The organism is Streptomyces sp. NPDC001787, from assembly GCF_040297465.1.
Classification (GTDB): domain Bacteria; phylum Actinomycetota; class Actinomycetes; order Streptomycetales; family Streptomycetaceae; genus Streptomyces.
Genome location: NZ_JBEOZE010000034.1, coordinates 14240 through 37003 on the forward strand (window position 1 = coordinate 14240; position 22764 = coordinate 37003).

The 22764-nt window shown below is 71.0% G+C and carries 23 protein-coding genes; 17 read left to right on the forward strand and 6 right to left on the reverse strand.

Annotated elements, in window-relative coordinates; translation table 11 throughout:
• The first annotated feature begins 6 nt into the window (after positions 1–6).
• From ABT170_RS33180 to ABT170_RS33195, 4 genes are read left to right on the forward strand one after another with little or no spacing between them, the layout of a single operon-like run.
• Positions 7–972, forward strand: a complete 966-nt coding sequence (locus tag ABT170_RS33180) for an ABC transporter permease (protein WP_329941829.1) — start codon at positions 7–9, stop codon at positions 970–972.
• The gene (locus ABT170_RS33185) at positions 969–1955 is read left to right on the forward strand and encodes an ABC transporter permease (RefSeq protein WP_329941830.1); all 987 of its coding nucleotides are present in this window, start codon (positions 969–971) and stop codon (positions 1953–1955) included. Before ABT170_RS33180 ends, ABT170_RS33185 begins: the two co-directional genes overlap by 4 nt.
• Before the next feature lie 3 nt (positions 1956–1958).
• The gene (locus ABT170_RS33190) at positions 1959–3035 is read left to right on the forward strand and encodes an ABC transporter ATP-binding protein (protein ID WP_351873612.1); all 1077 of its coding nucleotides are present in this window, start codon (positions 1959–1961) and stop codon (positions 3033–3035) included.
• Positions 3032–4108 carry an ABC transporter ATP-binding protein gene (locus tag ABT170_RS33195; protein ID WP_329941832.1) on the forward strand — a complete coding sequence of 359 codons (1077 nt, stop codon included), beginning with the start codon at positions 3032–3034 and terminating at the stop codon, positions 4106–4108. Before ABT170_RS33190 ends, ABT170_RS33195 begins: the two co-directional genes overlap by 4 nt.
• Before the next feature lie 245 nt (positions 4109–4353).
• On the opposite strand, the gene ABT170_RS33200 is transcribed toward ABT170_RS33195, so the two are convergent.
• A complete protein-coding gene (locus ABT170_RS33200; RefSeq protein ID WP_351873615.1) occupies positions 4354–5166 on the reverse strand; it encodes a phytanoyl-CoA dioxygenase family protein in 813 nt (270 codons plus the stop codon).
• 196 nt (positions 5167–5362) lie between these two features.
• A complete protein-coding gene (locus ABT170_RS33205) occupies positions 5363–5716 on the reverse strand; it encodes a hypothetical protein (protein WP_351873618.1) in 354 nt (117 codons plus the stop codon).
• A 477-nt stretch (positions 5717–6193) separates the two neighbouring features.
• Between ABT170_RS33205 and ABT170_RS33210 the strand changes: the two genes are divergently transcribed.
• The 5 genes from ABT170_RS33210 (at position 6194) to ABT170_RS33230 (ending at position 11416) form a co-directional block, all read left to right on the forward strand.
• Positions 6194–6805 (forward strand): TetR/AcrR family transcriptional regulator, encoded by a 612-nt coding sequence (locus tag ABT170_RS33210; RefSeq protein WP_329941835.1) that lies wholly within the window; start codon positions 6194–6196, stop codon positions 6803–6805.
• Between the two features lie 71 nt (positions 6806–6876).
• Complete coding sequence (locus ABT170_RS33215; RefSeq protein WP_329941836.1) at positions 6877–7668, forward strand: cyclase family protein; 792 nt, start codon at positions 6877–6879, stop codon at positions 7666–7668.
• Positions 7669–7695: 27 nt separating this feature from the next.
• Complete coding sequence (locus tag ABT170_RS33220; RefSeq protein WP_351873622.1) at positions 7696–8631, forward strand: fumarylacetoacetate hydrolase family protein; 936 nt, start codon at positions 7696–7698, stop codon at positions 8629–8631.
• Positions 8628–9890: a thiolase family protein gene (locus tag ABT170_RS33225; protein ID WP_351873625.1), complete on the forward strand. Its 1263-nt coding sequence runs from the start codon at positions 8628–8630 to the stop codon at positions 9888–9890. Before ABT170_RS33220 ends, ABT170_RS33225 begins: the two co-directional genes overlap by 4 nt.
• Entirely contained in the window at positions 9887–11416 is a 1530-nt protein-coding gene (locus ABT170_RS33230; protein WP_329941839.1) for an AMP-binding protein, read from the forward strand. Before ABT170_RS33225 ends, ABT170_RS33230 begins: the two co-directional genes overlap by 4 nt.
• Positions 11417–11497: 81 nt before the next feature.
• On the opposite strand, the gene ABT170_RS33235 is transcribed toward ABT170_RS33230, so the two are convergent.
• Positions 11498–12193, reverse strand: coding sequence for a flavin reductase family protein (locus ABT170_RS33235; RefSeq protein WP_351873628.1), 696 nt, complete (start codon positions 12191–12193; stop codon positions 11498–11500).
• A 66-nt stretch (positions 12194–12259) separates the two neighbouring features.
• Between ABT170_RS33235 and ABT170_RS33240 the strand changes: the two genes are divergently transcribed.
• Entirely contained in the window at positions 12260–12979 is a 720-nt protein-coding gene (locus ABT170_RS33240) for an ArsR/SmtB family transcription factor (RefSeq protein WP_443034248.1), read from the forward strand.
• A 122-nt stretch (positions 12980–13101) separates the two neighbouring features.
• On the opposite strand, the gene ABT170_RS33245 is transcribed toward ABT170_RS33240, so the two are convergent.
• Complete coding sequence (locus tag ABT170_RS33245) at positions 13102–14304, reverse strand: MFS transporter (protein ID WP_351873631.1); 1203 nt, start codon at positions 14302–14304, stop codon at positions 13102–13104.
• Positions 14305–14363: 59 nt separating this feature from the next.
• Between ABT170_RS33245 and ABT170_RS33250 the strand changes: the two genes are divergently transcribed.
• The 3 genes from ABT170_RS33250 (at position 14364) to ABT170_RS33260 (ending at position 16302) form a co-directional block, all read left to right on the forward strand.
• A complete protein-coding gene (locus tag ABT170_RS33250; protein ID WP_351873634.1) occupies positions 14364–15050 on the forward strand; it encodes a FadR/GntR family transcriptional regulator in 687 nt (228 codons plus the stop codon).
• 361 nt (positions 15051–15411) lie between these two features.
• Positions 15412–15741: a hypothetical protein gene (locus ABT170_RS33255; RefSeq protein ID WP_266927016.1), complete on the forward strand. Its 330-nt coding sequence runs from the start codon at positions 15412–15414 to the stop codon at positions 15739–15741.
• Between the two features lie 237 nt (positions 15742–15978).
• On the forward strand, positions 15979–16302 hold the full coding sequence (locus tag ABT170_RS33260; RefSeq protein ID WP_329941844.1) for an SH3 domain-containing protein: 324 nt from the start codon (positions 15979–15981) through the stop codon (positions 16300–16302).
• 267 nt (positions 16303–16569) lie between these two features.
• Here ABT170_RS33260 and ABT170_RS33265 read toward each other — a convergent pair whose 3' ends face one another.
• Both ABT170_RS33265 and ABT170_RS33270 read right to left on the reverse strand, forming a co-directional pair.
• Positions 16570–17160 (reverse strand): TetR/AcrR family transcriptional regulator, encoded by a 591-nt coding sequence (locus ABT170_RS33265; RefSeq protein WP_351873638.1) that lies wholly within the window; start codon positions 17158–17160, stop codon positions 16570–16572.
• A gap of 52 nt (positions 17161–17212) precedes the next feature.
• Complete coding sequence (locus tag ABT170_RS33270) at positions 17213–18721, reverse strand: MFS transporter (protein ID WP_351873641.1); 1509 nt, start codon at positions 18719–18721, stop codon at positions 17213–17215.
• A 590-nt stretch (positions 18722–19311) separates the two neighbouring features.
• Here ABT170_RS33270 and ABT170_RS33275 point away from each other — a divergent pair.
• From ABT170_RS33275 to ABT170_RS33290, 4 genes are all read left to right on the forward strand, one after another.
• Positions 19312–20496 (forward strand): FAD-dependent oxidoreductase, encoded by a 1185-nt coding sequence (locus tag ABT170_RS33275; RefSeq protein WP_351873643.1) that lies wholly within the window; start codon positions 19312–19314, stop codon positions 20494–20496.
• A 142-nt stretch (positions 20497–20638) separates the two neighbouring features.
• Positions 20639–21475: an alpha/beta fold hydrolase gene (locus tag ABT170_RS33280; protein ID WP_329941848.1), complete on the forward strand. Its 837-nt coding sequence runs from the start codon at positions 20639–20641 to the stop codon at positions 21473–21475.
• A gap of 8 nt (positions 21476–21483) precedes the next feature.
• A complete protein-coding gene (locus ABT170_RS33285; protein ID WP_329941849.1) occupies positions 21484–22377 on the forward strand; it encodes an alpha/beta hydrolase in 894 nt (297 codons plus the stop codon).
• Between the two features lie 131 nt (positions 22378–22508).
• Positions 22509–22682, forward strand: a complete 174-nt coding sequence (locus ABT170_RS33290; RefSeq protein ID WP_351873648.1) for a hypothetical protein — start codon at positions 22509–22511, stop codon at positions 22680–22682.
• The last annotated feature ends 82 nt before the right edge of the window (positions 22683–22764 follow it).

Consider the following 22764-nt stretch of genomic DNA (forward strand, 5'->3'; position numbering starts at 1 on the left):
AACATCATGAGCCTCACCGCGCAGACCGCCGGACCGGGCGACGCCCCGGCGGCCGATGGACCCGGCTCCCCACCGCCCGACGCTCCCTGGCGGACCACCTGGCGCCGGCTGTGGAGCGACCGCGGCAGCCGTACCGCCCTGCTGGCCGCCGCGCTGCTGATCCTGGTCGCCCTCGCCGCGCCCCTGCTCAGCCGGCTGGGCGGCTGGTCGCCGACCGCCTTCGACCCCTCCGCCATCGACCCCTACCTCGGTGGCCTGCCCCGCGGCCCGCTCGGCGGCATGGGCGCCGAACACTGGCTCGGCGTGGAACCGGTCACCGGCCGCGACCTGTTCGCCCGCGTGGTCCACGGCGCCCAGGTGTCCTTGACGATCGCCTTCGCCGCCACCGCGATCGTCGTCGTCACCGGCACCGCCGCAGGCATCGCGGCCGGCTACTTCGGTGGCCGTATCGATACCGTCCTGAGCCGGCTGATGGACCTGACCATGTCCTTCCCCTCGCTCATCTTCATGATCGCGATGATGTCGGTGGCCCAGGACGTCAACCGGGTGGTGCTGATGACCGTCGTCATCGGTGTCTTCGGCTGGCCGGGCATCGCCCGGGTCGTCCGTGCCGAGGCCCTTTCCCTGCGCCACCGCGAGTATGTCGAGGCCGCCCGTGCCTGCGGCTCCGGACCGTGGCGCATCCTCACCCGGCAGGTCCTGCCCAACATCTCCGGGCCCATCATCGCGTACACCACACTGCTGATCCCCGGAATGATCAGTACGGAGGCGGCGCTCAGCTTCCTCGGGGTGGGCGTGCGCCCGCCCACCTCCTCCTGGGGCCAGATGATCGCCGAGGCCGTCACCTATTACGAGACGGACCCGATGTACTTCATCGTTCCCAGTGCCTTCCTCTTCGTCGCCGTCCTCGCCTTCACGGTGCTCGGCGATGCCCTGCGCGACATCCTCGACCCCCAGGGAGGCCGCCCGTGATCGCCTACCTGGTCCGCAGAGGACTCGGCGTCGCCGGAGTCCTGCTCGCCATCTGCGCCGTCACCTTCGTCATCTTCTACCTGCTGCCCGCCGATCCCGCGGCAGCGGCGTGCGGCAAGACGTGCAGCCCCGAACGCCTGGCCGAGGTACGCCACTTCATGGGGCTCGACCAGCCCGTCTGGAGACAGTTCGGCGACTATCTCGTCGGGATCTTCACCGGCCGGGAGCTCGGCAGCGGCCCCCACGCGCTGCAGTGCGGCTTCCCCTGCCTCGGCTACTCCTACGAGAACGCCCTGCCGGTGTGGGACCTGTTGATGGACCGCCTGCCCGTCTCCGCCTCCCTGGCCTTCGGCGCCGCCTGCCTGTGGCTGGTGCTCGGGCTGAGCGCCGGAGTGACCGCCGCCCTGCGAAAGGGAGGACTGCTCGACCGCACACTCATGGTCGGCGCCGTGGCCACCGCCTCGCTGCCCGTCTACTTCACCGCGGTGATGCTCCTGTACGGCCTGGTCAGGCTGACCGGGCTGCTGCCCTACCCCACCTACGTACCGCTCACCGACGACCCCCTGGGCTGGGCGACCAACCTGGTGCTGCCGTGGACCGCCCTGGCGCTGCTCTACGCCGCGATGTACGCCCGCCAGAGCCGCAGTTCGATGATCGAGACGATGGCACAGCCGTACATCCGGACCGCCCGCGCCAAGGGCATGCCCGCCCGCGTCGTCGTGGTCAAACACGGACTGCGCTCCGCGCTGATGCCGGTGCTCACGCTCTTCGGCATGGACCTCGGCGCGCTGCTGGCCGGAGCCGTCATCACCGAGTCCATCTTCGGCATCCCCGGTGTGGGCCGGCTGTTCTACGACGCCCTCCAACGCTCCGACCAGCCCGTCGTGCTCGGCGTCACGCTGCTGGCGGCGTTCTTCATCGTGGCCGCCAACGTCGTCATCGACCTTCTGTACGCCGTCGTCGACCCCAGGGTGAGGAACTGAACCGTGCGGACCACCACTGAACCGGCCCAACCCCTGCTGCGCGTCCGCGATCTGCGGGTCGCCTTCGACACCCCCACCGGAGCGGTCCAAGCGGTCGACGGAGTCTCCTTCGCCGTGGAGGCCGGCCGTACCCTGGGCCTGGTCGGCGAATCCGGCTCGGGCAAGTCGGTCACCTCCCTGGCCGTGATGGGCCTGCACCGCCGAGCCCGGGTGAGCGGGTCGATCACCTTCGCCGGACAGGAACTCCTCGACCTGACCGACCGCCGGTTCGGCCGGCTGCGCGGGCGCCGGATGGCCATGGTCTTCCAGGATCCGCTGTCCGCGCTGCACCCCGCCTACACGGTCGGCGAGCAGATCGCCGAGGCCCACCGCCACCACTTCGGCAGCGGCCGGCGGGTCGCCCGCAAACGGGCCGTGGACATGCTCGGCGAGGTCGGCATCCCCGAACCGGCACGCCGGGCGGGAGAATATCCGCACCAGTTCTCCGGCGGTATGCGCCAGCGCGCCATGATCGCCATGGCTCTCTCCTGCGAACCCGAACTGCTGATCGCCGACGAACCGACCACCGCGCTCGACGTCACCGTCCAGGCGCAGATCCTCGAACTGATCGCCCGGCTCCAGCAGGAACGGGGACTGGGTGTTCTGATGATCACCCACGACCTGGGTGTGGTGGCGCGCGTCGCCCATGACGTCCTCGTCATGTACGGGGGGCGCGGCGCCGAACAGGCAACGGTCGATGACCTCTTCCGCAGCCCCGCGCACCCCTACACCCGAGGCCTCCTGGACTCCCTGCCCCGGCTGGACGATCCCGACGACGCACCGCTGCGCGCCATTCCCGGCAGCCCGCCCTCGCCCGCGGAACCGATACCGGGCTGCCCCTTCGCGCCCCGCTGCCCACGGGCGGCCGAGGCCACCGAGCCCGAGCGGACCCGCTGCGCGGAGGAGAAGCCCCTGCCGAGGGACGTTCCCGGCGAGGGCGGGCGGCTGGTCGCCTGTCATCTGCCCCTGACGGCCGTCCCCGGCACGTCGCACCCCGGTTCGCCCGGCAGGGCCGCCGTACCGGCCGAGGAGGCCCGATGAAACCCCCGCTCCCGAAGTCCACTCACACACCCCCGCGTTCACGGGAGGAAGGAGCCGCACCGGCCGCTGCCCCGGGAACCGCCCCCGCGGCCGGGGGGACGACGCCCCTGCTGTCCGTACGCGACCTGGTGAAGACCTTCCCGGGCCGCCGCGTCCTGGGGCGCCCCGCGGCACCGGTCCGCGCGGTGGACGGCGTCGATTTCGAACTCGCCGCGGGTGAAACCCTCGGCCTGGTCGGAGAGTCCGGCTGCGGCAAGTCCACCACCGGCCGGATGCTGGTCAGGCTGCTGGAACCCACCGCCGGCACCGTCGAGTTCGACGGTCAGGACATCACCCATCTGTCCCCGCGCAGGCTGCGGCCCACCCGCCGCCATCTCCAGATCATCTTCCAGGACCCCTATGCCTCGCTGAACCCCCGGCAGACGGTCGCCCGGATCATCGCCGAACCGCTGCTGGTGCAGGGCAGCACGGACCGGGCCGCCCGGGAGAAGGCCGCCGAACTGCTGGACCTGGTGGGCCTGGGTGCCCAGCATCTCGACCGGCATCCGCACCAGTTCTCCGGTGGCCAGGCGCAGCGCATCGGCATCGCCCGCGCCCTCGCGACCGGCCCCCGCCTGATCGTCGCCGACGAACCGGTCTCCGCGCTCGACGTGTCCGTCCAGGCCCAGGTCGTCAACCTGATGGAGCGCCTGCGCCACGAACTGGGCCTGTCCTTCCTCTTCATCGCCCACGACCTGTCCGTCGTGAAACGGGTGTGCGACCGCGTGGCGGTGATGTACCTGGGCCGCATCGTCGAGATCGGCGACAAGCACGAGGTGTACGACACGCCCGCCCACCCCTATACCCGGGCGCTGCTCTCGGCCGTTCCCCTGCCGGACCCGGCGGCGGAGCGGCGCCGGGAACGGATCCTTCTGCTCGGCGACCCGCCGAGCCCCGCCGCACCACCCAGTGGCTGCAGCTTCCATCCGCGTTGCCCGAAGGCGCAGGCCATCTGCCGTACCGAGCGACCGCTGCTCGACATCGTGGGTCCCGGCGCCCGCAAGGCCGCCTGCCACTTTCCCGGGACAACCTGACGGGCTCGGGCCTGCCCGGCGGTCCGCCGTACCCCGGGCCGGCCACCCCGCCGCCGTACCGGCGCCCCACTGCGGCGCCGATGCGGCGGCGAAGGGGGTCGATCCCGATGCCGTTCCGGGTGGGCAGGTGTTCCAACCGTCCACCGGCATGCCGTCCACCGGCAGGCCGTCCGCCGGGAAGCGGATCGGCGGGCCGCGCGAGAAGACGTCCGGCTCCCTGTGGGAGCGGAGCGTCCACGAGGTGCCTACCCGGCGCCGAGGCCGGTGCCGGACCCGTCCGGCCCGGGGGAGTGGTGTCCCAGGCCCCGGCGGATCGCGATCTCCACGGGTGAGTACGCGCCGTCGGCCCGCTCCAGTTCATACGGCGCGGCCGGCATCAGCGGCGGCTGGGCCATGAAGCGAGGCCGCGCCCCGTGGTGCGGTTGCGCCGCGTGCACCAGGAACGGATGGCACAGGAAGACGTCGCCCGGGGACCCGGTGGCCAGGGAGAGCGGCCGGTGGTCGGACGCCGCCACCAGATCGGGCGCAAGGGTCAGCCCGCTCGCCCCGTCCTTCCCGTACGTCTCAAGCACCTTCGGCACGTCGAGGTGTGAGCCGACCCGGATCCGGGTCGGGGCGTCCTGTTCACCCACCTCGCTGAACAGGAACAGCATCAGCAGTGCCCGGCCCCGGGAGCGCAGATTCGTGAAGTACCAGCTCTCGCCCTCCGGCAGATAGCTCCCCTCGATGTGCCAGCCCGCGTCGTCCGGCTCCTCCTCGTGCGGGAAGCGCAGCGGGAACGTGCCGAGCGAGTAGCGCGGCTCCCAGCCTCCGGCCCCGACGAGCAGGTCGTACGCGCGGTGCAGCAACGGGGAGTTGGGCGCGGCGGCGAACGGCCCCTGCGCCATGCCCGCCACCCAGTGCACGGGCCGCGTCCACGTCGCCGGATCGTCCGGGTCGCAGCCCGTCTCCCGCCACAGCAGCCGCGCACAGTCCGCGGCCACGCGCGGCGCGACGGCGCCCTCCAGCTTCACGAAGCCGTCGCGGAGAAAACGGGATACCAAGGTCGTGTCATCCATGCCCCCATCGTGGGGCGACACCGGCTCCGGACACCCGACCTTCTCCGCACCGTCTTTGTCGGGTGTTGACCGAGCCCCTCCCGCCCCTCTCGGCAGAAGCTGTCGCCTGAAGCTTCTGCCGAGAGGAGCGGGAGGGGCGGAGCGGCCGGGGGCGCTTCCATGAACGGACGCGCCCCCGGCCCTCCTCGTGGGTACGTCAGTTCAGCGGAGCGGGGGGCTGCGGGCCGTAGAACGTGAGCGGCGGCCAGCCCTTCGACTCGGCGATCGCGGACAGCGCGTTGGCGATCTCCAGGGGGGTGATGTCGTGCGCCGACGGGTAGCCGTTGGGCCAGTCCACCCGCACGCTGAACGTCATTTCCATCATGAGGTCGGACTCGGCCATGCTTGAGCTGGCCTCGAACTTGGACCCCGGCGAGAACTCCACCGCGGTCGACTGTGCCGCGTCCGCGTCCGTGTCCTCGGCCGCGGCCGTTCCGGCGGACGCGAACACGGCCCCCGCTGCCGCCGTCCCCGAATACCCCAGCAGCGACCGTCTGGATATGTTCGACATGGTCCCCTCCTTCTGTCGATCCCCACGCCCCGCGGGGATCGACAGCGATCATATGAACGACTCTTCGGCGGAAGGGAGGCTTCCGGGGATGCGGGGAGAACGAGCGACGGACGCGCGGGCGGCGGAGCGGGCGCGCGGCCCGCGACACCGGTCCTCACACGGCTACCGGCCGGCTCCTCGTCCGGCGTCGGCGATCGACTCCTCGCGCGCCCTCGCGGCCCGCCATGTCCTCCGTTTCCCGGCCGTACGCCTCCTCCTGGGTGGCGCCCTCGCGGGGGCTCCCGCCCGGATGTGCTCCTGGAGCTGTTCGGCCACCGGGTGGTGGCGGAAACCGGCGCCGGCGTCGCCCGGTCGCCAGGGGCCGTCGCCGTGACAGGGGCCGAGGCGGGATTCCGTACTGTTCGGCTGTGCGTCCGGTTCGTGGACGCGCGCCGGGCACGAGCTCGCGCGCAGGTGTCACACGGTGAGAGGGCAGTGATGGTGTCACGCAAGCAGGAGATCTCGGAGGAGACCCGCAGGCGGTTGATGGAGGCGGCATGCGAACTCGTCGCGGACGGGGGCGCGGCGGCCATGTCGATTCAGGCGGTGGCCGTACGTTCCGGTATCAGCCGGGGGTCCGTGGCCTGGCACTTCGGTTCGAAGGACGGGTTGCTGGTGGCCGTGGTGGAGGAGGCTTTCCGCCGCGGTACGGAGTTCCTGGTGCAGCGGCTTGAGGCCGAACCGCGTGGTGCCGCGGCGTTGATGCGGGCGAACCACGCGCTGATGTCGCGCCCGGAGGCCCGGATCTTTTCCACGCTGCTCCTGGAAGCGGTCACCAGGGAGTCCGAGGTCGGGGAGACCTATGCGCGGCAGTACGTCGCCCTTCGGGGCGTGTACTCCGACTACCTGCGTTCGGTGACTCCGGAGCTGACCGCGATGTTCGACGCCGATGCCCTGGCCGTCGCCATGCTCGGCACCACCCTGGGCATCAACATCCAGCACCGGCTCGACCCGGCCTCGGTGGACCGCGAGGGCGCGGTCCATGTGGTGGAGGCGATCTACGACGCGGCCCTGGAATCAACAGAGGGCACGGGTGGTAGCGGAGAGTAGCGACTGCTCCTCTTGCGGGTTCGGCCACTCGGTTCTATGTTGGACGTCCAACATAGAAAGGTGGTTCCGTCGTGGACCTCATCGATCTCACGAGGACTCTGGACCCGGAGGACCTTGAGCGGCTGCCTCCGGAAATGCGTGCGTTGGGAAGGGTCCTGGCGCCCGACATCACCTACGCCCACCCGGCCGGCGCGGGCCGCCAGGAGTTCGCCGCGGCGATGGCGTGCGGGGTGGAGGATCTGCCGGGTGGCGAGGGGTGGGGCTCGGAGGTCCTGAACGGTTTCAGCTCGCACCTGGGCACGCACGTGGACGCGCCCCTGCACTACGGATCGACCTGCGAGGGCCGCCCGGCACGCACCATTACCGACATCGCGCTCCAGGAGCTGTGGTGCGAGGCGGTCGTGCTGGACCTTCGTGGCCGATGCACGGCGAATACCGCGATCCCGGTATCGGCGCTCCAGGACGCCGTCGACGAGATCGGCGGAGCGGTGCCGCGGAACGGAGCGGTGCTGCTGCGCACGGGCCAGGAAGAGTTCGGGCTGCAGGACGCGGAGTTCTTCCAGTATCCGGGAATGAGCCGGGAGGGGACCCTGTTCCTGGCCGGACTGGGCGCGAAGGTGCTCGGATCCGACGCCGCGGGCTGGGACCTGCCCTTCCCCGTCATGGCCGCGGCGTTCCGGGCCACTGGCGACAACGCGGTGCTGTGGGACGGGCACCGCGCGGGCCAGGAGCGGGAAGTGTTCATCGTCCAGCAACTGGCCAACCTGGCCGCGCTCCCCCCGACCGGTTTCCGGGTCGCGTTCTTCCCTCTGAAAATCGCCCGCGCCAGCGCGGCCCCCGCTCGCGTCGTCGCGTTCGTGTGACCTGCTGATCCCCCCGAGGAGTTTGTGATGAAACTGGCCACTGTCATCCATGACACGGGCGAGCACGCCGCGGTGGTACTCGAAGAAGAGCGCCGCGTCATCCTGCTCGACCGCGCAGCCCGCATCCTGTCACCCGAGCCCGAGCCGGCGCTGGAGTCGGTGCTGGCGATCATTGAGGGCGGGGCCGCGGCCCGCGCCGCGGCCGACCGTATCGTCGCCGATCCGCCGGAGGAGGCCGTCGTGCGGTTCGACGACGTGGTGTGGCGGTCCCCGCTGCCCCGCCCCCCGCAGATACGGGACTTCGGCGGGTTCATGGACCATTTCCGCAACGCCCGCGCGCGTCTGGAGGGTGTGCCGGTCGAGCGCGTCGAACTGCCGCCCATTCAGCAGGAACGTCCTCTGTACTACGTCGCGAACCGACTGGCGGTAGCCGGACACGAAGCCGAGGTGCGCTGGCCGCCCTACTCCTCGGTGATCGACTACGAACTGGAGTTCGCCTGCGTGCTCGGCCGCGGCGGCATGGACATCACCCGTGAAGCGGCGGGGTCCCACATCTTCGGCTACACCATCTTCAACGACTTCACCGCCCGTGACACCCAACGGGAGGAGATCTCCACCGGTCTCGGACTGAGCAAGAGCAAGGACTTCACCGACGCGAACGTGCTCGGCCCGTGGATCGTCACCGCTGACGAACTGGGTGACCCGTATCAGCTGCTGATGACCGCGCGGATCAACGGTGTCGAAGTCAGCCGCGGCACCAGCGCGGACATGGACCACACCTTCGCCGACATGATCGCCTTCACATCCACCAGCACACGCCTGTATCCGGGCGAGGTGCTGTGCTCGGGCACCGTACCCACCGGCTGCGGCTTGGAGCACGGCAGGTTCCTCCAGCCCGGCGACACCGTCGAACTGGAAGTGTCCGGCATCGGCGTCCTGCGCAACAAGGTCATCGCGACATGAGCGCGCCCGCCCGCCCAACCGCCGCCGACGACGTCGTCATTCTGGGCGTCGGCTCGACCCCGTTCGGCCGGCACCCCGACCGTACCGCCTCCGGCCTGGCCCGACAGGCGGTGACCGAAGCGCTCGCCGACGGACAGGTCTCCCGCGACGAGATCGGGGCGGTCTTCTACGCCAATGTCAGCCAGAAGGCCCTCGACGGCCAGCACATGATCCCCGGCCAGGTGTCGCTGCGCCCCCTGGGCCTCACGCACGCTCCGCTCGTCAACGTCGAGAACGCCTGCGCGGGCGGCGCCACCGCCCTGTGGCTGGCGGTCTCCCACGTACGCGCGGGCCTGTCCGATGCCGCACTCGCCGTCGGCGTCGACAAACTCGTGTGCGCCGACCCGGCGCGCGGGCTGGCCGTCTTCGACGGGGCCATGGACGTACAGCACCGCGAAGAGACCCTCGCCGGGCTCCGAAACCTGTCCGGCGCCACGGCCGCGGACGACGACGACGGTGCCGGCCGATCGGTGTTCATGGACATCTACGCGTCACTGGCCCGCGCCCACATGCGGAAGTTCGCCACCACCCGCGAGCAGCTCGCCTTCGTCGCCGCCAAGAACCACGCCCACTCGGTGCACAACCCCCGCGCCCACTACCGCAAGTCGCTGACCCCTGAGGAGATCCTCGCCGCGCGCGAGGTGGCATGGCCCCTGACGGTTCCCATGTGCTCGCCGGTCAGTGACGGCGCCGCAGCGGTCGTGGTCATGCGCGCCGGGGCCGCCGGCACCCGCGCCGGGTACGACCGGGCTGTACGGGTCCTGGCCACCGCCCTCGTCTCCGGCAGCGACCGCACCGCCGAGCAGCCGGAGGAACACATCGGCCGCAGAGCGGCACTCGCCGCCTATGAACAGGCGGGCATCACCCCGGCCGACATCGATGTCGCCGAGGTGCACGACGCCACGGCCTTCGGAGAGATCCAGCAAGTCGAGAATCTCGGCTTCTGCGCCATCGGCGACGGCGGCCCCTGGTCTCTCTCGGGAGCCGGCGCGCTCGGCGGCGCACTCCCGGTCAACCCCTCCGGCGGCCTGGTGTCCCGCGGACACCCCGTCTCCGCCACCGGCCTCGCGCAGATGTACGAACTCGTCGGCCAGCTACGTGGCGAGGCCGGTGCCCGGCAGGTCGCCGGAGCACGAGTCGCCGTCGCGGAGAACGGCGGCGGCCTTTACGGCATCGAGGAAGCCGTCGCCGCAGTCACCATCCTGGGAGCAATCCGATGAACGCGCCCCTGCCCACGCCACAGGACCCACTTCACAGCGCCCCAGGCTACGCCCGGCTGATCCTGACCGCACTCCGGCGCCGCCCCGACCACCTGGCATTCCGCTGGTCGGACAACGGCCGAGAGCGATCACTGACCTACCGGGCCACCGCGGACATGATCGAGCGGACCGCCACGGCCCTCGCCCGCCTCCGGCCGGCACCCGGAAGCGCGGTCGCGCTGCTCACCGGCCCCAGACCCGAAGCCTTCGTCGTCATGGCAGCCGCCTGTCTGGCGGGCATCCGTTTCGCGGCCCTGCACCCGCTCGGAAACAGTGAGAACGATGCCTACGTGCTGCGTGACAGCGGCGCCGGACTTCTCATCGTCGACGAGGACCGGTTCGCCGACCGCGCCGCCGAGGCCCGCGCCATGACCGAGGTCGTTTCCCTCTCCGCCCTCTCCGATCTCGCCGGACGCACACCCCCCGCGGCGGCGGACCCTCTCGCGGAAGCCTGCTACCTCTTCTACACCGGCGGCACCACCGGCGAGCCCAAGGGCGTAGTGCTCGGTGACCGCTCCCTGACAGCGAACGCGTGGGCCTGCACCACGTGGGCCTGGCCGGAGAGGACGACCTTCCTCATCACCACTCCCATGTCTCACGCGGCTGGTCTTCTCGTGGCACCCGGACTTCTGCGCGGCGCGACTTTCGTCATCCATCCGGGATTCGACCCCGGCAGAGTCATCGACGCGATCGAGGAAGGCGGCGTGAACACCACGTTCCTCGTGCCGACCATGCTCTACACGCTCCTCGACCACCCCCGGACCACCGGCGCCGATCTGTCGGGCCTTCGATGGATCCTCTACGGCGCCGCCCCCATCGATCGGGCCCGCCTGGTCCAGGCCAGAGACCGATTCGGCCCGATCCTCAGCCAGCACTACGGGCAGGCCGAAGCACCCAACGCGCTGACGGTCCTGGACCCCGGCGAACACCTCAGCGACGACCCGGCCGTGCTCACCAGCTGCGGACGGCCGATGCCGGGAAACGAGATCGTCCTGATCGATCCCGCAGGCCATCCGGTCGCCACCGGGGAGCCGGGCGAGCTGTGCGTACGGGGCCCCCTGGTCATGGACGGTTACTGGAACAAGCCGGACCAGACCCGCGCCGCGCTCCAGGACGGCTGGCTGCACACGGGAGACATCGCGCGAGCGGACTCCACGGGCCTTCTGACCATCGTCGACCGCATCAAGGACACCATCATCACTGGTGGATTCAATGTCTACCCCCGTGAAGTCGAAGACGCCCTCACGGGCCACCCTGCCGTCGCCCACTGTGCCGTCTACGGAGAACCCGATCCCCAATGGGGCGAAGCGGTCGTCGCCGCCGTTGTCCTGCGCTCCGGTTTCCACGCCACTCCCACCGAACTGGCCGCCCACGTACGCGATGTCAAAGGCGCCGTCTGGGCGCCCAAACGGGTGCGTCTGTGCGCCGAACTGCCGCAGACCGCCCTCGGGAAGATCGACAGGAAGGCGCTGCGCGGCAGCTCCTGACCGGGCGCCGACGGGTCGACGACATCGACGACGGCCGGCCGAGTGGGTGGGCACCTGCCCGGTCACCCGGCCCGCCCGAACTCACCTGGGCGCTATGCCGGCGAGCGCCTGCTCTGCGGCAGGACCCCCGGGGCCGCGGGGTGTCCGGGTGCGGTAGGAATGGCCGCGTTCCGGACCGAGCCCGAAGTAGTGGCGGAAGTTGTAGATGAGAGGACTCCAAGCGGCGGGGTCGATGTGGTCGGTGCCGGGAACGACGATGCGGGAGTCGGCGTGGACCTTGTGTACGACGGCCTCGACGATGACGAATTCTCCGGAGACGTCCAGCTGCACCCGCTCCGCGCGGGCTTCCAGCTGGATCGGGCATTCGGCGACGCGAGGCGGCCGGACCAGGTGGGACGGTTCGCCGGTCAGGCCGGCTGCGGCGAACTTGTCCGGCTCGAAGCGGCAGCCCTCGGCCTTGGTCGATGGCACTGGATTCCGGCCGGTCAGTGGTGCCAGTCGCTCCACCGCCGGCCACTGGGCGGGGGCCGGCAGGTTGATCACCAGATCGGGCCGACTGCCGAGGTTGTGCGCGGTCTGCCCGTCGTGGCCCAGTCCGACCACCACCGTCCGTCCGAGTGCCCATGCGGAGGATATCGGGGCCAGGTTGAACGAGCCGTCCTGATTCTCCGTCGACAGGAGCACCACCGGCGTCCCGAAGTACAGGATGCTCGGCTCGATCTCCAGGTGGGTGACGACGGTCCCTGCGGGCAGAGCGCTGGTAGGTGTTGTGTGCATGGTGGGCAGCCTAGGTACGGGTCGTTTCGGCCGGGGCCGAAGTGTCACGGGGCGACAATGGACCGTATGAACACACGGCCCGCACACGCGGCCGGCCCCGATCTGGCCTCCGTGGCCAGGCTGCTGGCCGATGGCACACGGGCGGCCTTCTGTCTGGCCCTGCTCGACGGCAGGGCATGGACGGCAACGGAACTGGCGCGCCACGCGGGGGTGGCACCCTCGACCGCGACCGAGCACTTGCACGCGCTCGTGCGCGGAAACCTGCTCGCCGAGGAACGGCAGGGCCGTCACCGCTACGTGCGTCTGGCCGGTCCGCACGTGGCCGAGCTGATCGAGAGCCTCGCCGCCCTGGCACCCGACCGCGCCCCGGCACCCCGTTCCCTGTCGGCGGCCGGCCGCCGGCAGGCCCTCGCCCATGCCCGTACCTGCTACGACCACCTTGCCGGGACCGTCGGGGTCGCGATCACCGATGCCATGACCGAGGGACGGCTGCTGGACCTCGATCACGGACTCGGACTCACCGGCGCCGGGGCGGCCTGGCTCGACGAGCTCGGCGTCACTGTCCCGACGGGCACGCGCCGACCGTCGGTGCGCTCGTGCCTGGACTGGACCGAGCGCCGTCCACACCTGGCCGGGGCCGTCGGCGCCGCCCTGTGCCGCCATGCGTTCGACGCAGGCTGGATCACTCCCATCGGCACCACGCGCGCCGTGGCCGTCACAGCCGTCGGCCGACAGGCCCTCCGCCACCACCTCGGCCTGTCCGATGCTCTCCTCTCCCGGGAATGAGTGGTTCTGAGCGAATCCGGACACCCGTCGGACGGTGCCCCGTCCGTCCCTGACTCTCCGCGGACGCGTGAGCCCGGACAGTCCCTCCCCGCACGCGAGCACTGCTCCCCGGGTTGACCGGGTCAGCGCCGGCGGGCGGAGAGCGCCATCCCGATGACGAGCTGCGCTGCCGCCGTCACGAGCAGCGCGGCCATCGGCATGGCCCAGCCACCCGAGGCGCTGTGCAGCAGGCCGACGGCGAAGGGTCCGAGTGCGGCGACCAGGTAGCCGAGGGACTGGGACAGGCTGGACAGGGCGGTGGTCTCGGCGGGGCTGCTGCCGCTGCTGCCGATCACCGCCAGCACCAGGGGGAAGGAACACAGTCCCAGCCCGACCAGCACCGCCCATACGACCGGCAGGGCCACCGGAGCGACGAGGAGCCCGGTGAATCCGGCGAGCATGGCCGCCGAGATCGTCATGAAGGCGGGCCGCAGCCGGCCCGGCGCGCGTGCGAAGGCGAGCACCAGGAAGGTCGCCGGAATCCCGACGGCCTGGGAGACCGCGAGCACGGCGCCCGCGCCGCCGCCCGACATGCCCTGCTCGGACAGCATCGTGGGCAGCCAGCCGATGATGGCGTAACAGTTCAGCGCCTGGAGCGCGAAGTACGCGGTCACCAGCGCCCCGAGCCGGGTGCGCGCCATCGCCCACGGCGATACGTATGTCCCGCGTGGATCCGCGGCCGACACGGATCGAGCCGCGGGGCCCCGTACGAACGCCCAGACCAGCGTGGCGAGCAGCGCGGGCAGCGCCCATCCGGCCAGCCCCAGGGAGGGCGAGCCCGCCCACGCGGCCAGGGGTACGGCCGCGGCCGCGCCCAGCGTGGAACCGAGCGCCATCACGGTCGTGTACACGCCGGTGAGCAGGGCGACCTTGGCCGGGAAGTGGGCCCGGAGCAGGGTGGGCAGCAGGACGTTGCACAGTGCGAGGCCGGACATGGCGACGACGGTTCCGCCGAGCAGCGCCCAGGTGGCGGGGATGCCCCGGAGGGCGAGCCCGGCCGTGAGTGCCGCGAGCGCGAGCAGCACGGTCCGCTCGGCCCCGAGCCGGCCGACGACGCGGCCGGTGAAGAAGCCGGCGGCGGCGAAGCTCAGGGTCGGCAGGGCGGGCAGTGCGGCACCGGCTGCCGAGCCGAAGCCGAGGTCGGTCCGCAGGGCGTCGAGCAGTGCCGAGGCGCTGCTGATGCCGAGACGGAGGTTGAGCGCGATGAGCACCACGCCCGCTCCGGCGAGCCAGGCGGCACGGGTGCGGCCAACGGGCCTGCTGGGAGTGAGGGTGGTCTCAGTCATGGAGCAAACGTAAAACGTCTGACGTTTGAAGGTCAAATCATCCAATGTATGCTGGCCTCATGGCCCTGGAACCGGTACGCCGCCCGACGCTGTCCGCCGAGGTGCTCGACACGCTCCGCCGGCAGATCACGGCCGGCGAATGGCCCGTAGGTACCCGGATCCCGCCGGAACCCGAGCTGATGCGCCGGCTCCAGGTCGCCCGTGGAACCCTCCGCGAAGCCGTGCGTGCGCTCGCCCACGCGGGCCTCCTGGAAGTCCGCCAGGGCGACGGCACCTACGTGCGGGCGGCCAGCGAGCTCTCCGGCGCGGTCCAGCGCCTCTACGCGGACCGGGCCTCCACCGAACTCCTCGAAGTCCGCGCCGCCCTGGAAGGCAAGGCCGCCCGGCTCGCCGCCACCCGCGCCACCGACGAGGACCTGGCCGCCCTGACCGCCGCGCTGGAGCGCCGCGCCGAAGCCTGGGCGGCCAGGGACTTCGAAGGATGGGTCACCGCGGACTGGGAGTTCCACACCCGTGTCGTCGACGCTTCGGGCAACGCGCTGCTGGCCGAGCTCTACAGCAACCTCGCCGAACCGCTGCGCACCTCGATGTCCGCATTCTGGGAGCTGCCCGGGTTCGACGGAGCGGACCCCGCCGGGCACGAGGACCTGATGGCCGCCCTGTGCGGCCACGACCCGGCCGAGGCCGCCCGCCAGGCCGACGCCAACATCGATGCCACGGCCGAGTGGCACGGCTCCGCAGGCTGAGGCGATCTTGCAAGGCGCATCCGTCGCCCCGGGCACGGGGAGTGTCCGGCGGGTGCGCGGTACGCGGGAATGAAGGAATGCGGACAGACCGTCATGCCGGGGGGCGGCGGCCTGGGGCCCGGTTCGCTGCCGCCCGTGTCGGCCGGATGCCGGCCGTCACTCGTGGTGCGCGCGTCACGGAATGCGCGCCGGGGCCCGGGATCGGCCCGCGGTTCGGTAGTGGCTGGTCAGATGCTGCTTCCTGGCTCTCCGGTGTGCTGGTCTCCATCGTTCGGAGTGCCTCCCGGCGGGGGTCGCGCGGGCGTGTGAGGCTGGTGGTGACCGGGTCGCGTGGCGGCCGTTGGACGGCTGGGAGTATGCGGTGGATGACCAGAGGCAGGGGTATGAGCAGACGTACACGGAGCTGCTGGCGGTGGTGGCGCGGCTGGATGCCCTGCGGCGGCGCGGTGGGCGCGAGCTGGATCCGATGGCCACTGCGGCGATGCACGCCTCCAGCCACGCGGCCTGGACCCTGTGGCGCGCCATGCGGCGGGAGGTGACTCCTCCGTTGTTCGCCGATCTGGGCGACGAGTTCCTCGACTTGGCCAGGGAGTGGACCATCAGCCCGCCCCCGCCACGGGCCGGGACCAACGCGGCGCATGCGGCGGTACTGGCCTGGGACGGGCGGCCCTCGATGATGGACCCGGGGTGAACCCCCGCCCCGGGCCCGGGCACCGGTCCGCTCGCCGAGTTCGCGGCGGTCGCAGCGGCGCTGCCTCCGCCGTTGACGGGGGAGCGGCGGTCGTCGTGGCCGTTTTCCTTGGTTGTGGCCAGAAATGATCTTCTGTAACCATGTCTGCGGACGTAGCCTCGGCGCTGTAATTGATCTTGATGAAAAGAGATTCAGATGCGTTTGTCCATACAGGCCGTAACGGTTGGCTGTACGTCCGTGGCCGCACTGCTGATGGCGGCTGTTTCTCCGGTGAACGCTGCTGAGGCGGGAACCGGTGCTCCGGCTGTCGCGGCTGCCGGCTGCTACATCAAGAACGTGTCAGGTGATGCTCTCAACGTGCGTAGCGGTCCTGGAACCCGGTACACCACCATCGGGACGATGGCGAAGGGCGGAAAGTTGCCCTGCGGCGTCGACAAGGACACGGTGACGAGCGGTCAGAGCTACTCCTCCTGCGGTGGCGGGAACGGTTGGATGACGGTGAAGGTCAACGGCAGGGACGGATGGGTCGCCGAGGAGTGTGTGGGCATCGGCTGGGGGTGATCCGCGGCCGTGTCGAGGACTGCCGGTTCCGGACGGTACGGGCGAAGTCGCGGTGAGCGCTTCGGGTTCGCCCTCGGTCCGGGCCGGGCTCGGTGCCCTCGCGCCGCGTACGGGTGACGGCCATAGGGCCGACGGTCCGTCTGCCGGCCGCCACGCGGACGGTGCTGCCGGGCACGCGCTCCCGAGACGTGCACTTCTCTTCGCTGGATGGCGAGAGGCCCCGGGTGTTGTCGCCCGGGGCCTCACGCTGTGCTGCCTCGGCCCCTGTCACCGGCCGTCGGCAGGTCGGGGGGCGTCGTCCGGTGTGGTCAGCAACTGCTGGAGAAGAGGGGTGGACAGCCTCAGCAGGTCGTCCAGATCCGCAGCCGCGAGATCGGGCATCCGCAGCATCTCCCGTTGCACGGTGATACCGAACAGCACCGCCCCCACCAACGCCGCACGCAGTCGTGCGTCCGGCCCGTGCAGGGCGGTGGCCAGCGGGGTGATCGACCCCTCCGTCACCTTCTCGCGGAGCAGTTGGGCCGCGTCGTCACTGGTCATCGCGGACCGAAGCAACGCGATCATGGGCCCGTCGGGATCGTTCTCGAAGTCGCCGAGCATGCCGCGCAGGTACTGCTCGCCCTGACGCTCCGGGTCGTCGGTGGCGAGTGCGTCGAAGTTGACCTGCCAGTCGACCGCCGCGCGGAACAACTGCTTCTTGGTGCCGAAGTACTGGATGACGGACGACTTGTCGCAGTCGGCTTCGGCGGCGATGGCACGGATCGTGGCGCGCTCGTAGCCGTGGCGGGCGAAGACCGCTCGGGAAGCCTCCAAGATGTGTCTACGGGTCCGTTCGCCCTTGCGCTCCGTGTCCGGCATGTCAGCTTCCTCTCCTGCGGCGGCCGGGAGTGATCGTACGTGGGAAACGGGTTCAGCCGGTCGTCGCCGGGTCGGCGGTGTCGGCGTGCTGCGGACGCCGCGCGTTCACGGCGACACCGACGACGACCAGTGCCGCGGCCATCAGGATCGCTCCGCCGGCCAGGGCGGCCGTATAGCCATCGGTCAGGGCGCTCGCGGCGCGGTCCAGGAGAGCGGAGTCCTTGGTGGCCAGGCCCTGGTAGAAGGCGCCGTCGGCGTTCGCGAGCCGATCGTCGGCGGTGGTCGTGGAGACGGTGGACAGGATGGCGAGACCGAGGGCTCCGCCGATCTGCTGTGCGGTGTTCAGCAACGCGGACGCGATACCCGTGTCCTGGTGCGCGACGCCGGACACCGCACCGAGCGTCATGGGGAGGAACCCCGTGCCCAGACCGGCCGCGGTGATGAACATCGCCGGCATCAGATCGGTGAGGTAGGAGGAGTCCGGGGTGAGCCGGCTCAGCCACAGCATGCCCGCGCCGGCGAGTACGAGGCCCGGCACGGTGAGCGTCCTGGGGGCGAACCGTGCGACCAGCTTCGATCCGGCACCTGTGGCAGCGGCCATACCGATGCTGAACGGAATGTAGGCGAGGCCCGTCTTGAGCGGGGTGTAGCCCAGTACCTGCTGCATGTAGAGCGACAGGAAGTAGAACATCGAGAACATGCCCGCGCCGATGAAGAGCATGGTGGCGTACGAGCCCGCACGGTTGCGGTCCTTCAGCAGGCGCAGCGGCAGCATCGGGGCGCTCACCCTGGTCTGCAGACCGACGAAGACGACCAGCAGGGCGACGGCCGCGCCGAAGAACGCGAGCGTTCCGGTGTCCGTCCATCCATGCTCTCCCCCACGGGTGATCGCGTAGACGAGCGAGACCAGACCGGCGGTTCCGGTGACCGCGCCAGGTATGTCGAGCTTGCCCCTGGCCCTGCCGCCGTCCGCGAGGATCCTGGTGCCGAGCAGGACGCCGACGCCGATCGGGACGTTCACGAAGAATACCCAGCGCCAGTCGAGGTACTCGGTCAGCACGCCACCGAGCAACAGCCCGATGGTGGCCCCGATGCCGGACATGCCCGCGTACACACCCATGGCCTTGTTCCTGGGCGGGCCCTCCGGAAACGTCGTGGCGATGAGGGAGAGCGCGGTGGGTGCCGCGATGGCCGCGCCCACGCCCTGCAGAACACGGGCCGAGATGAGGATCTCGGAGCTGCCCGCGAAGCCGCCCAGGAGCGAGGCGAGGGTGAAGACGGCTATGCCCACGCGGAACATCCGACGCCGGCCGAAGAGGTCTCCGGCCCGCCCGCCCAGGAGCAGCAGGCCGCCGAACGCGAGGACGTAGGAGTTGACCACCCACGCCAGGCCGGACGCGGAGATGCCGAGGTCGGCCTTGAGGCTGGGCAGGGCGATGTTGGTGATGGTGCCGTCCAGCACCACCATGAGCTGCGCCGAGGCGATGACGAGCAGGGCCAGCCCGAGATGGCGGCCCCGTTGAGGGGCGGGGTCGGTATGGGGAGTGGTGATGGCGGACATGTGACGCTCCAAAAAACTGTACAAGCGTTGAGTTTTTCCTACCGTACAACCCGCGGCTCGGTGCACCCCATTCCGGGGGACCGGTGTGACCCCGCTCACCAGGGCGTTTCTGCTCCTGCGCGGTCTGATCGGCCTGGGGGAGGAGCGTGACGGGCGTGCCCGTACGGGCGTCGCTCCGTGGGGCGGGGGAGAAGAGCGGTGCTGCCACGCCGGTCTTCCTCCCGGCCTGCGGGCTGCCTGCTCCGCGCACTGCTCCGCGCACTGCTCGGCGGTGTGCTCGCGACGTGCGGGTGCTCAAGGCCCGGCGGACGTACCGGGCTCTGAGCGAGGCCGGAACCCGTGCCACCGCTCCCGGATCCGGCCGGGCCTTCCCGCATCCGGGCCGAAGGCGGCGAACACTCGGGGCCGCGGCATCCTGCCCCCCCCACACACGTGCCCGTCGACCCGCACCCACGTGCCCGTCGGCGCCGCGCACGCGACACGACCCGCTCGCCCTATAGCCGTTCGGGCATGCCCCACTCCCAAGTCGGCATTCGACACGTATGCGTCGTGGCTCTCATGATGATCCGCATCAGACCAGGGAGGCACGCATGTCCGGCAGGTCGAGCAGGAAGCACGCCGAGATCATCGGTGCGGGGATCAGCGGCCTGACGGCGGCGACCGCGCTGGCACAACGTGGGTGGTCCGTACGGCTCCATGAACGCGACAGCTCGATCCGTGCCATCGGCGCCGGGATCTACGTATGGGGCAACGGCTTGCGTGCCCTGACGGCACTGGGGCTCCACGACGAGGCCGTGGCCGGAGCGCACATCGGTCCGGTGATGGAGAGCCGTGACCACCGTGACCGGGTGGTCGAGAGCATCCCGATCAACGGCCCCGGCAGGCCCGAGGTCCGCACGATCATGCGCGACCGGCTGATCGGCACTCTCGTGAGGGGCGCCGAGGCGGCTGGAGTCGAGATCGCCACCGGATCCGAGATCGTCGCTGCCGACCCCGACGGGACCCTCGTCCGCGCCTCCGGCGAGCGTCTGAGCGCCGGCGGTACGGATGTCGTGATCGCCGCGGACGGCGTCAACTCCCGCATTCGCGACAGCATCGGAATGGACGCCCGCCGCGAGCGGATGCGACAGGGCGCGGTCCGGCTCACAGTGGAGCGGTCCGACGAATTCGTCGCCGCCCCGGACCGCGACAAGTACATCGAGTACTTCAGCGGGCGCCGCCGCGTTCTGTACACGCCCTCCAGCGCCACCAGCCTCTACGTGGCGCTCGTCGCCGACGCGCACGACGGCGTCGCGGGACAGGTGCCGGTCGACATCGACACCTGGGTGCGTTCCTTCCCGCACCTGGAGAAGATGCTGCGGTCACTGGACGGCATTCCGGCCCGCTGGGACACCTTCGAGTTTCTCCGGCTGCGCTCCTGGTCCCGGGGCAGGATTGCCCTGATCGGCGACGCCGCGCACGCGCAGCCGCCCTATCTCGGCCAGGGCGGCGGCTGCGCCATGATGAACGCGCTGGGCCTGGCCGACGCACTCTCCGCACCGGGGGCCGCCACTCTCGAAGGGCGCCTCGCCACCTGGGAGAGGACGGAACGCCCGCTCATCGAGCACACCCAGCTCTGGTCCTACCGGCTGCGTCTGCTCAATGTCATCCCGGACGCGCCCCGCGCCCCTCTTCTCAGCCTCGCCGGCCGCTGGAAGTCGTTGGGGGCCTCCCGGATGCGAGCCGCCCTCGCCACCCCGACGGGCGCGGACCGCTTCCTGGGCGCCTCTGCCTGAGCCGCGCCCGGAATTCCGACGTACGCCCCGAGGGTGTCGCGGGCCGGGCGGCAGATACCGGACAGGCCCCCGGGCGTCTCCCGCGTGCCCCCTGAGCGTCGCACCAGCCGCACCTGTATGTGAAGGACGAAAGGACAACCCGGTGAGTACAGTCTCCTCCGATCTCAAGTGCGCCGAGGTCAACGGCCACTCCATCAGCTACGACGACCACGGGGCCGCGAGTGCTCCGGTTGTGGTGATGCTGAGCGGGTGGTGCCAGGACCACCGGCTCTTCGACCCGCTGCTTCCCCACCTCACCGACACCCACCGGGTGATCCGGATCGACTGGCGCGGTCACGGCATCGACCGCACGCCCGTCGCCGACTTCGGCTACCCGGAGCAGGCCGACGACGTCATCGCGGTCCTCGACCTGCTGGGTGTCGACATCTTCCTGCCCGTCTCGACGTCGCACGGCGGCTGGGCCAACATCGAAGTGGCCGAGCGCCTCGGGGCCCGCCGGGTGCCGCGCAGCATCGTCATCGACTGGATCATGACGCCGCCGCCCGCGGACTTCGCCGCCGGCCTCGCGGCCATCCAGGACCGCGAGCGATGGACCGAGGGCCGTCAGGACCTCTTCGACACCTGGCTCAACGGCAGTTCGAACGCTGTTGTCGCCCACCACCTCGACAAGGAGATGGCCGGCTTCGACTTCGAGATGTGGGCCCGCTCGTGTCGCGTGATCGCGAACGGGTACGAGCGCTGGGGATCGCCGTTGCTGCGCATGAACGCCCTCGCCGAACAGCGTCCCGTTCGTCATCTGTTCTCCCAGCCGACCGCGGACGAGTACGTGCGTGCGCAACAGGACTTCGGCGCCGAGCACCCCTGGTTCTCGTACCACCAGGTCGGTGGTGAGACCCACTTCCCCACCCTCGATTCCCCGCAGACGGTGGCCGAGCAGATCCGCGGCTTCGGCTCCGGCGACGACACCACAGCCGGCTGAGCGCGGTCATGGGATCCGACCCGCTCGTCGACGCCGCCTACAACGTCCGGCTCAGCGTCGAGGAGAGCGAATTCCAGCGGAACATCACCGCGTACCGCAGCGAGTCCCGACGGGCCACGCGTGATCTGTCCGGACACCGTGCGATCGCCTTCGACGCACACAGCGGGGAACGGCTCGACGTGTGGGGCGTGGAGGAGGGCAGGCTCAGGCCGGTTTTCCTCGTCGTGCACGGAGGCTACTGGCGGATGCTGTCCCGGCACGACACCGCCTTCATGGCCGCCGCCCTCGATACGGCCGGCATCGCGACCGTGGCTGTCGACTACTCCCTGGCGCCAGGAGCACCGTTGGAGGAAATGGTCCGCCAGGTCAGGGCCGCCGTCGGCTGGACCCACCGGCATGGTGCCGAGCACGGTCTGGATCCCGGCCGCATCGTCGTCGGCGGGAGTTCCGCCGGCGGCCATCTCGCCGCGGCCACCATGTCCGGTGGCTGGCAGCGGGAACTGGGGCTGCCGGCGGACGTGGTGAAGGCCGCCCTGCCCATCAGCGGCCTGTTCGACCTGCGTCCTCTGGTGGCTGCCTTCGCCAATGAATGGCTGGGCCTGGACACCGCCCGCGCCGCCGCACTCAGCCCGCTGCTCGCCCTCGACCAGGTCGGCTCCTACCTCCCCGAGTCCGTGATCGCCGTGTCCGAGCACGACGGGAGCGGCTTCCTCGCACAGAGTGCGGCCTTCCACGCGGCGTGCGCGGCGAGGGGCGCCGCCGAACTGCTCGTGGTGCCCGGACGCCACCACTACGACGTCTTCCTCGACCTCGCCGACCCGCGCTCCGCGCTCTTCGAGCGGCTGCTGGGGCTCGTGGCCCGGACCGGGACCGCCGGACGCGCGGCGCGCGAAGAGGACTGAGGGCGCAGGACGCCTCCGGTGCGTCCGTCCGCGCCGGTGAGTCGTACGAATCCCGGCCCGCGGCACCGGCCGGGGCCTGCCCGAGGGAGCCGTCGGCGCGGCCGTCTTCGGCCCGCTTCCTCGCGGACCCGATGGTGGAGGCGGCACGTGACGCGGGCGTGGTCTTCCTGCGGCCTGCCGGGCCCGTGCTGGTCGAGGAAGCCGCCGTTGAGGTGGGCGGGGAGCGGTGCGAGGCCGGCACCGTGGGCCACGGCGGCGGGCGAACGGCCCGGCACGGAATGGCGAGCGGTTCGACCTCGCCGTGAAGGTGCGCGGCCTTCTCCCCGCCACCGGTGTCCCGGTGGCTGCCGGCGGCAGTAGCGACGAACGCTCGATGACCCTCCAGTG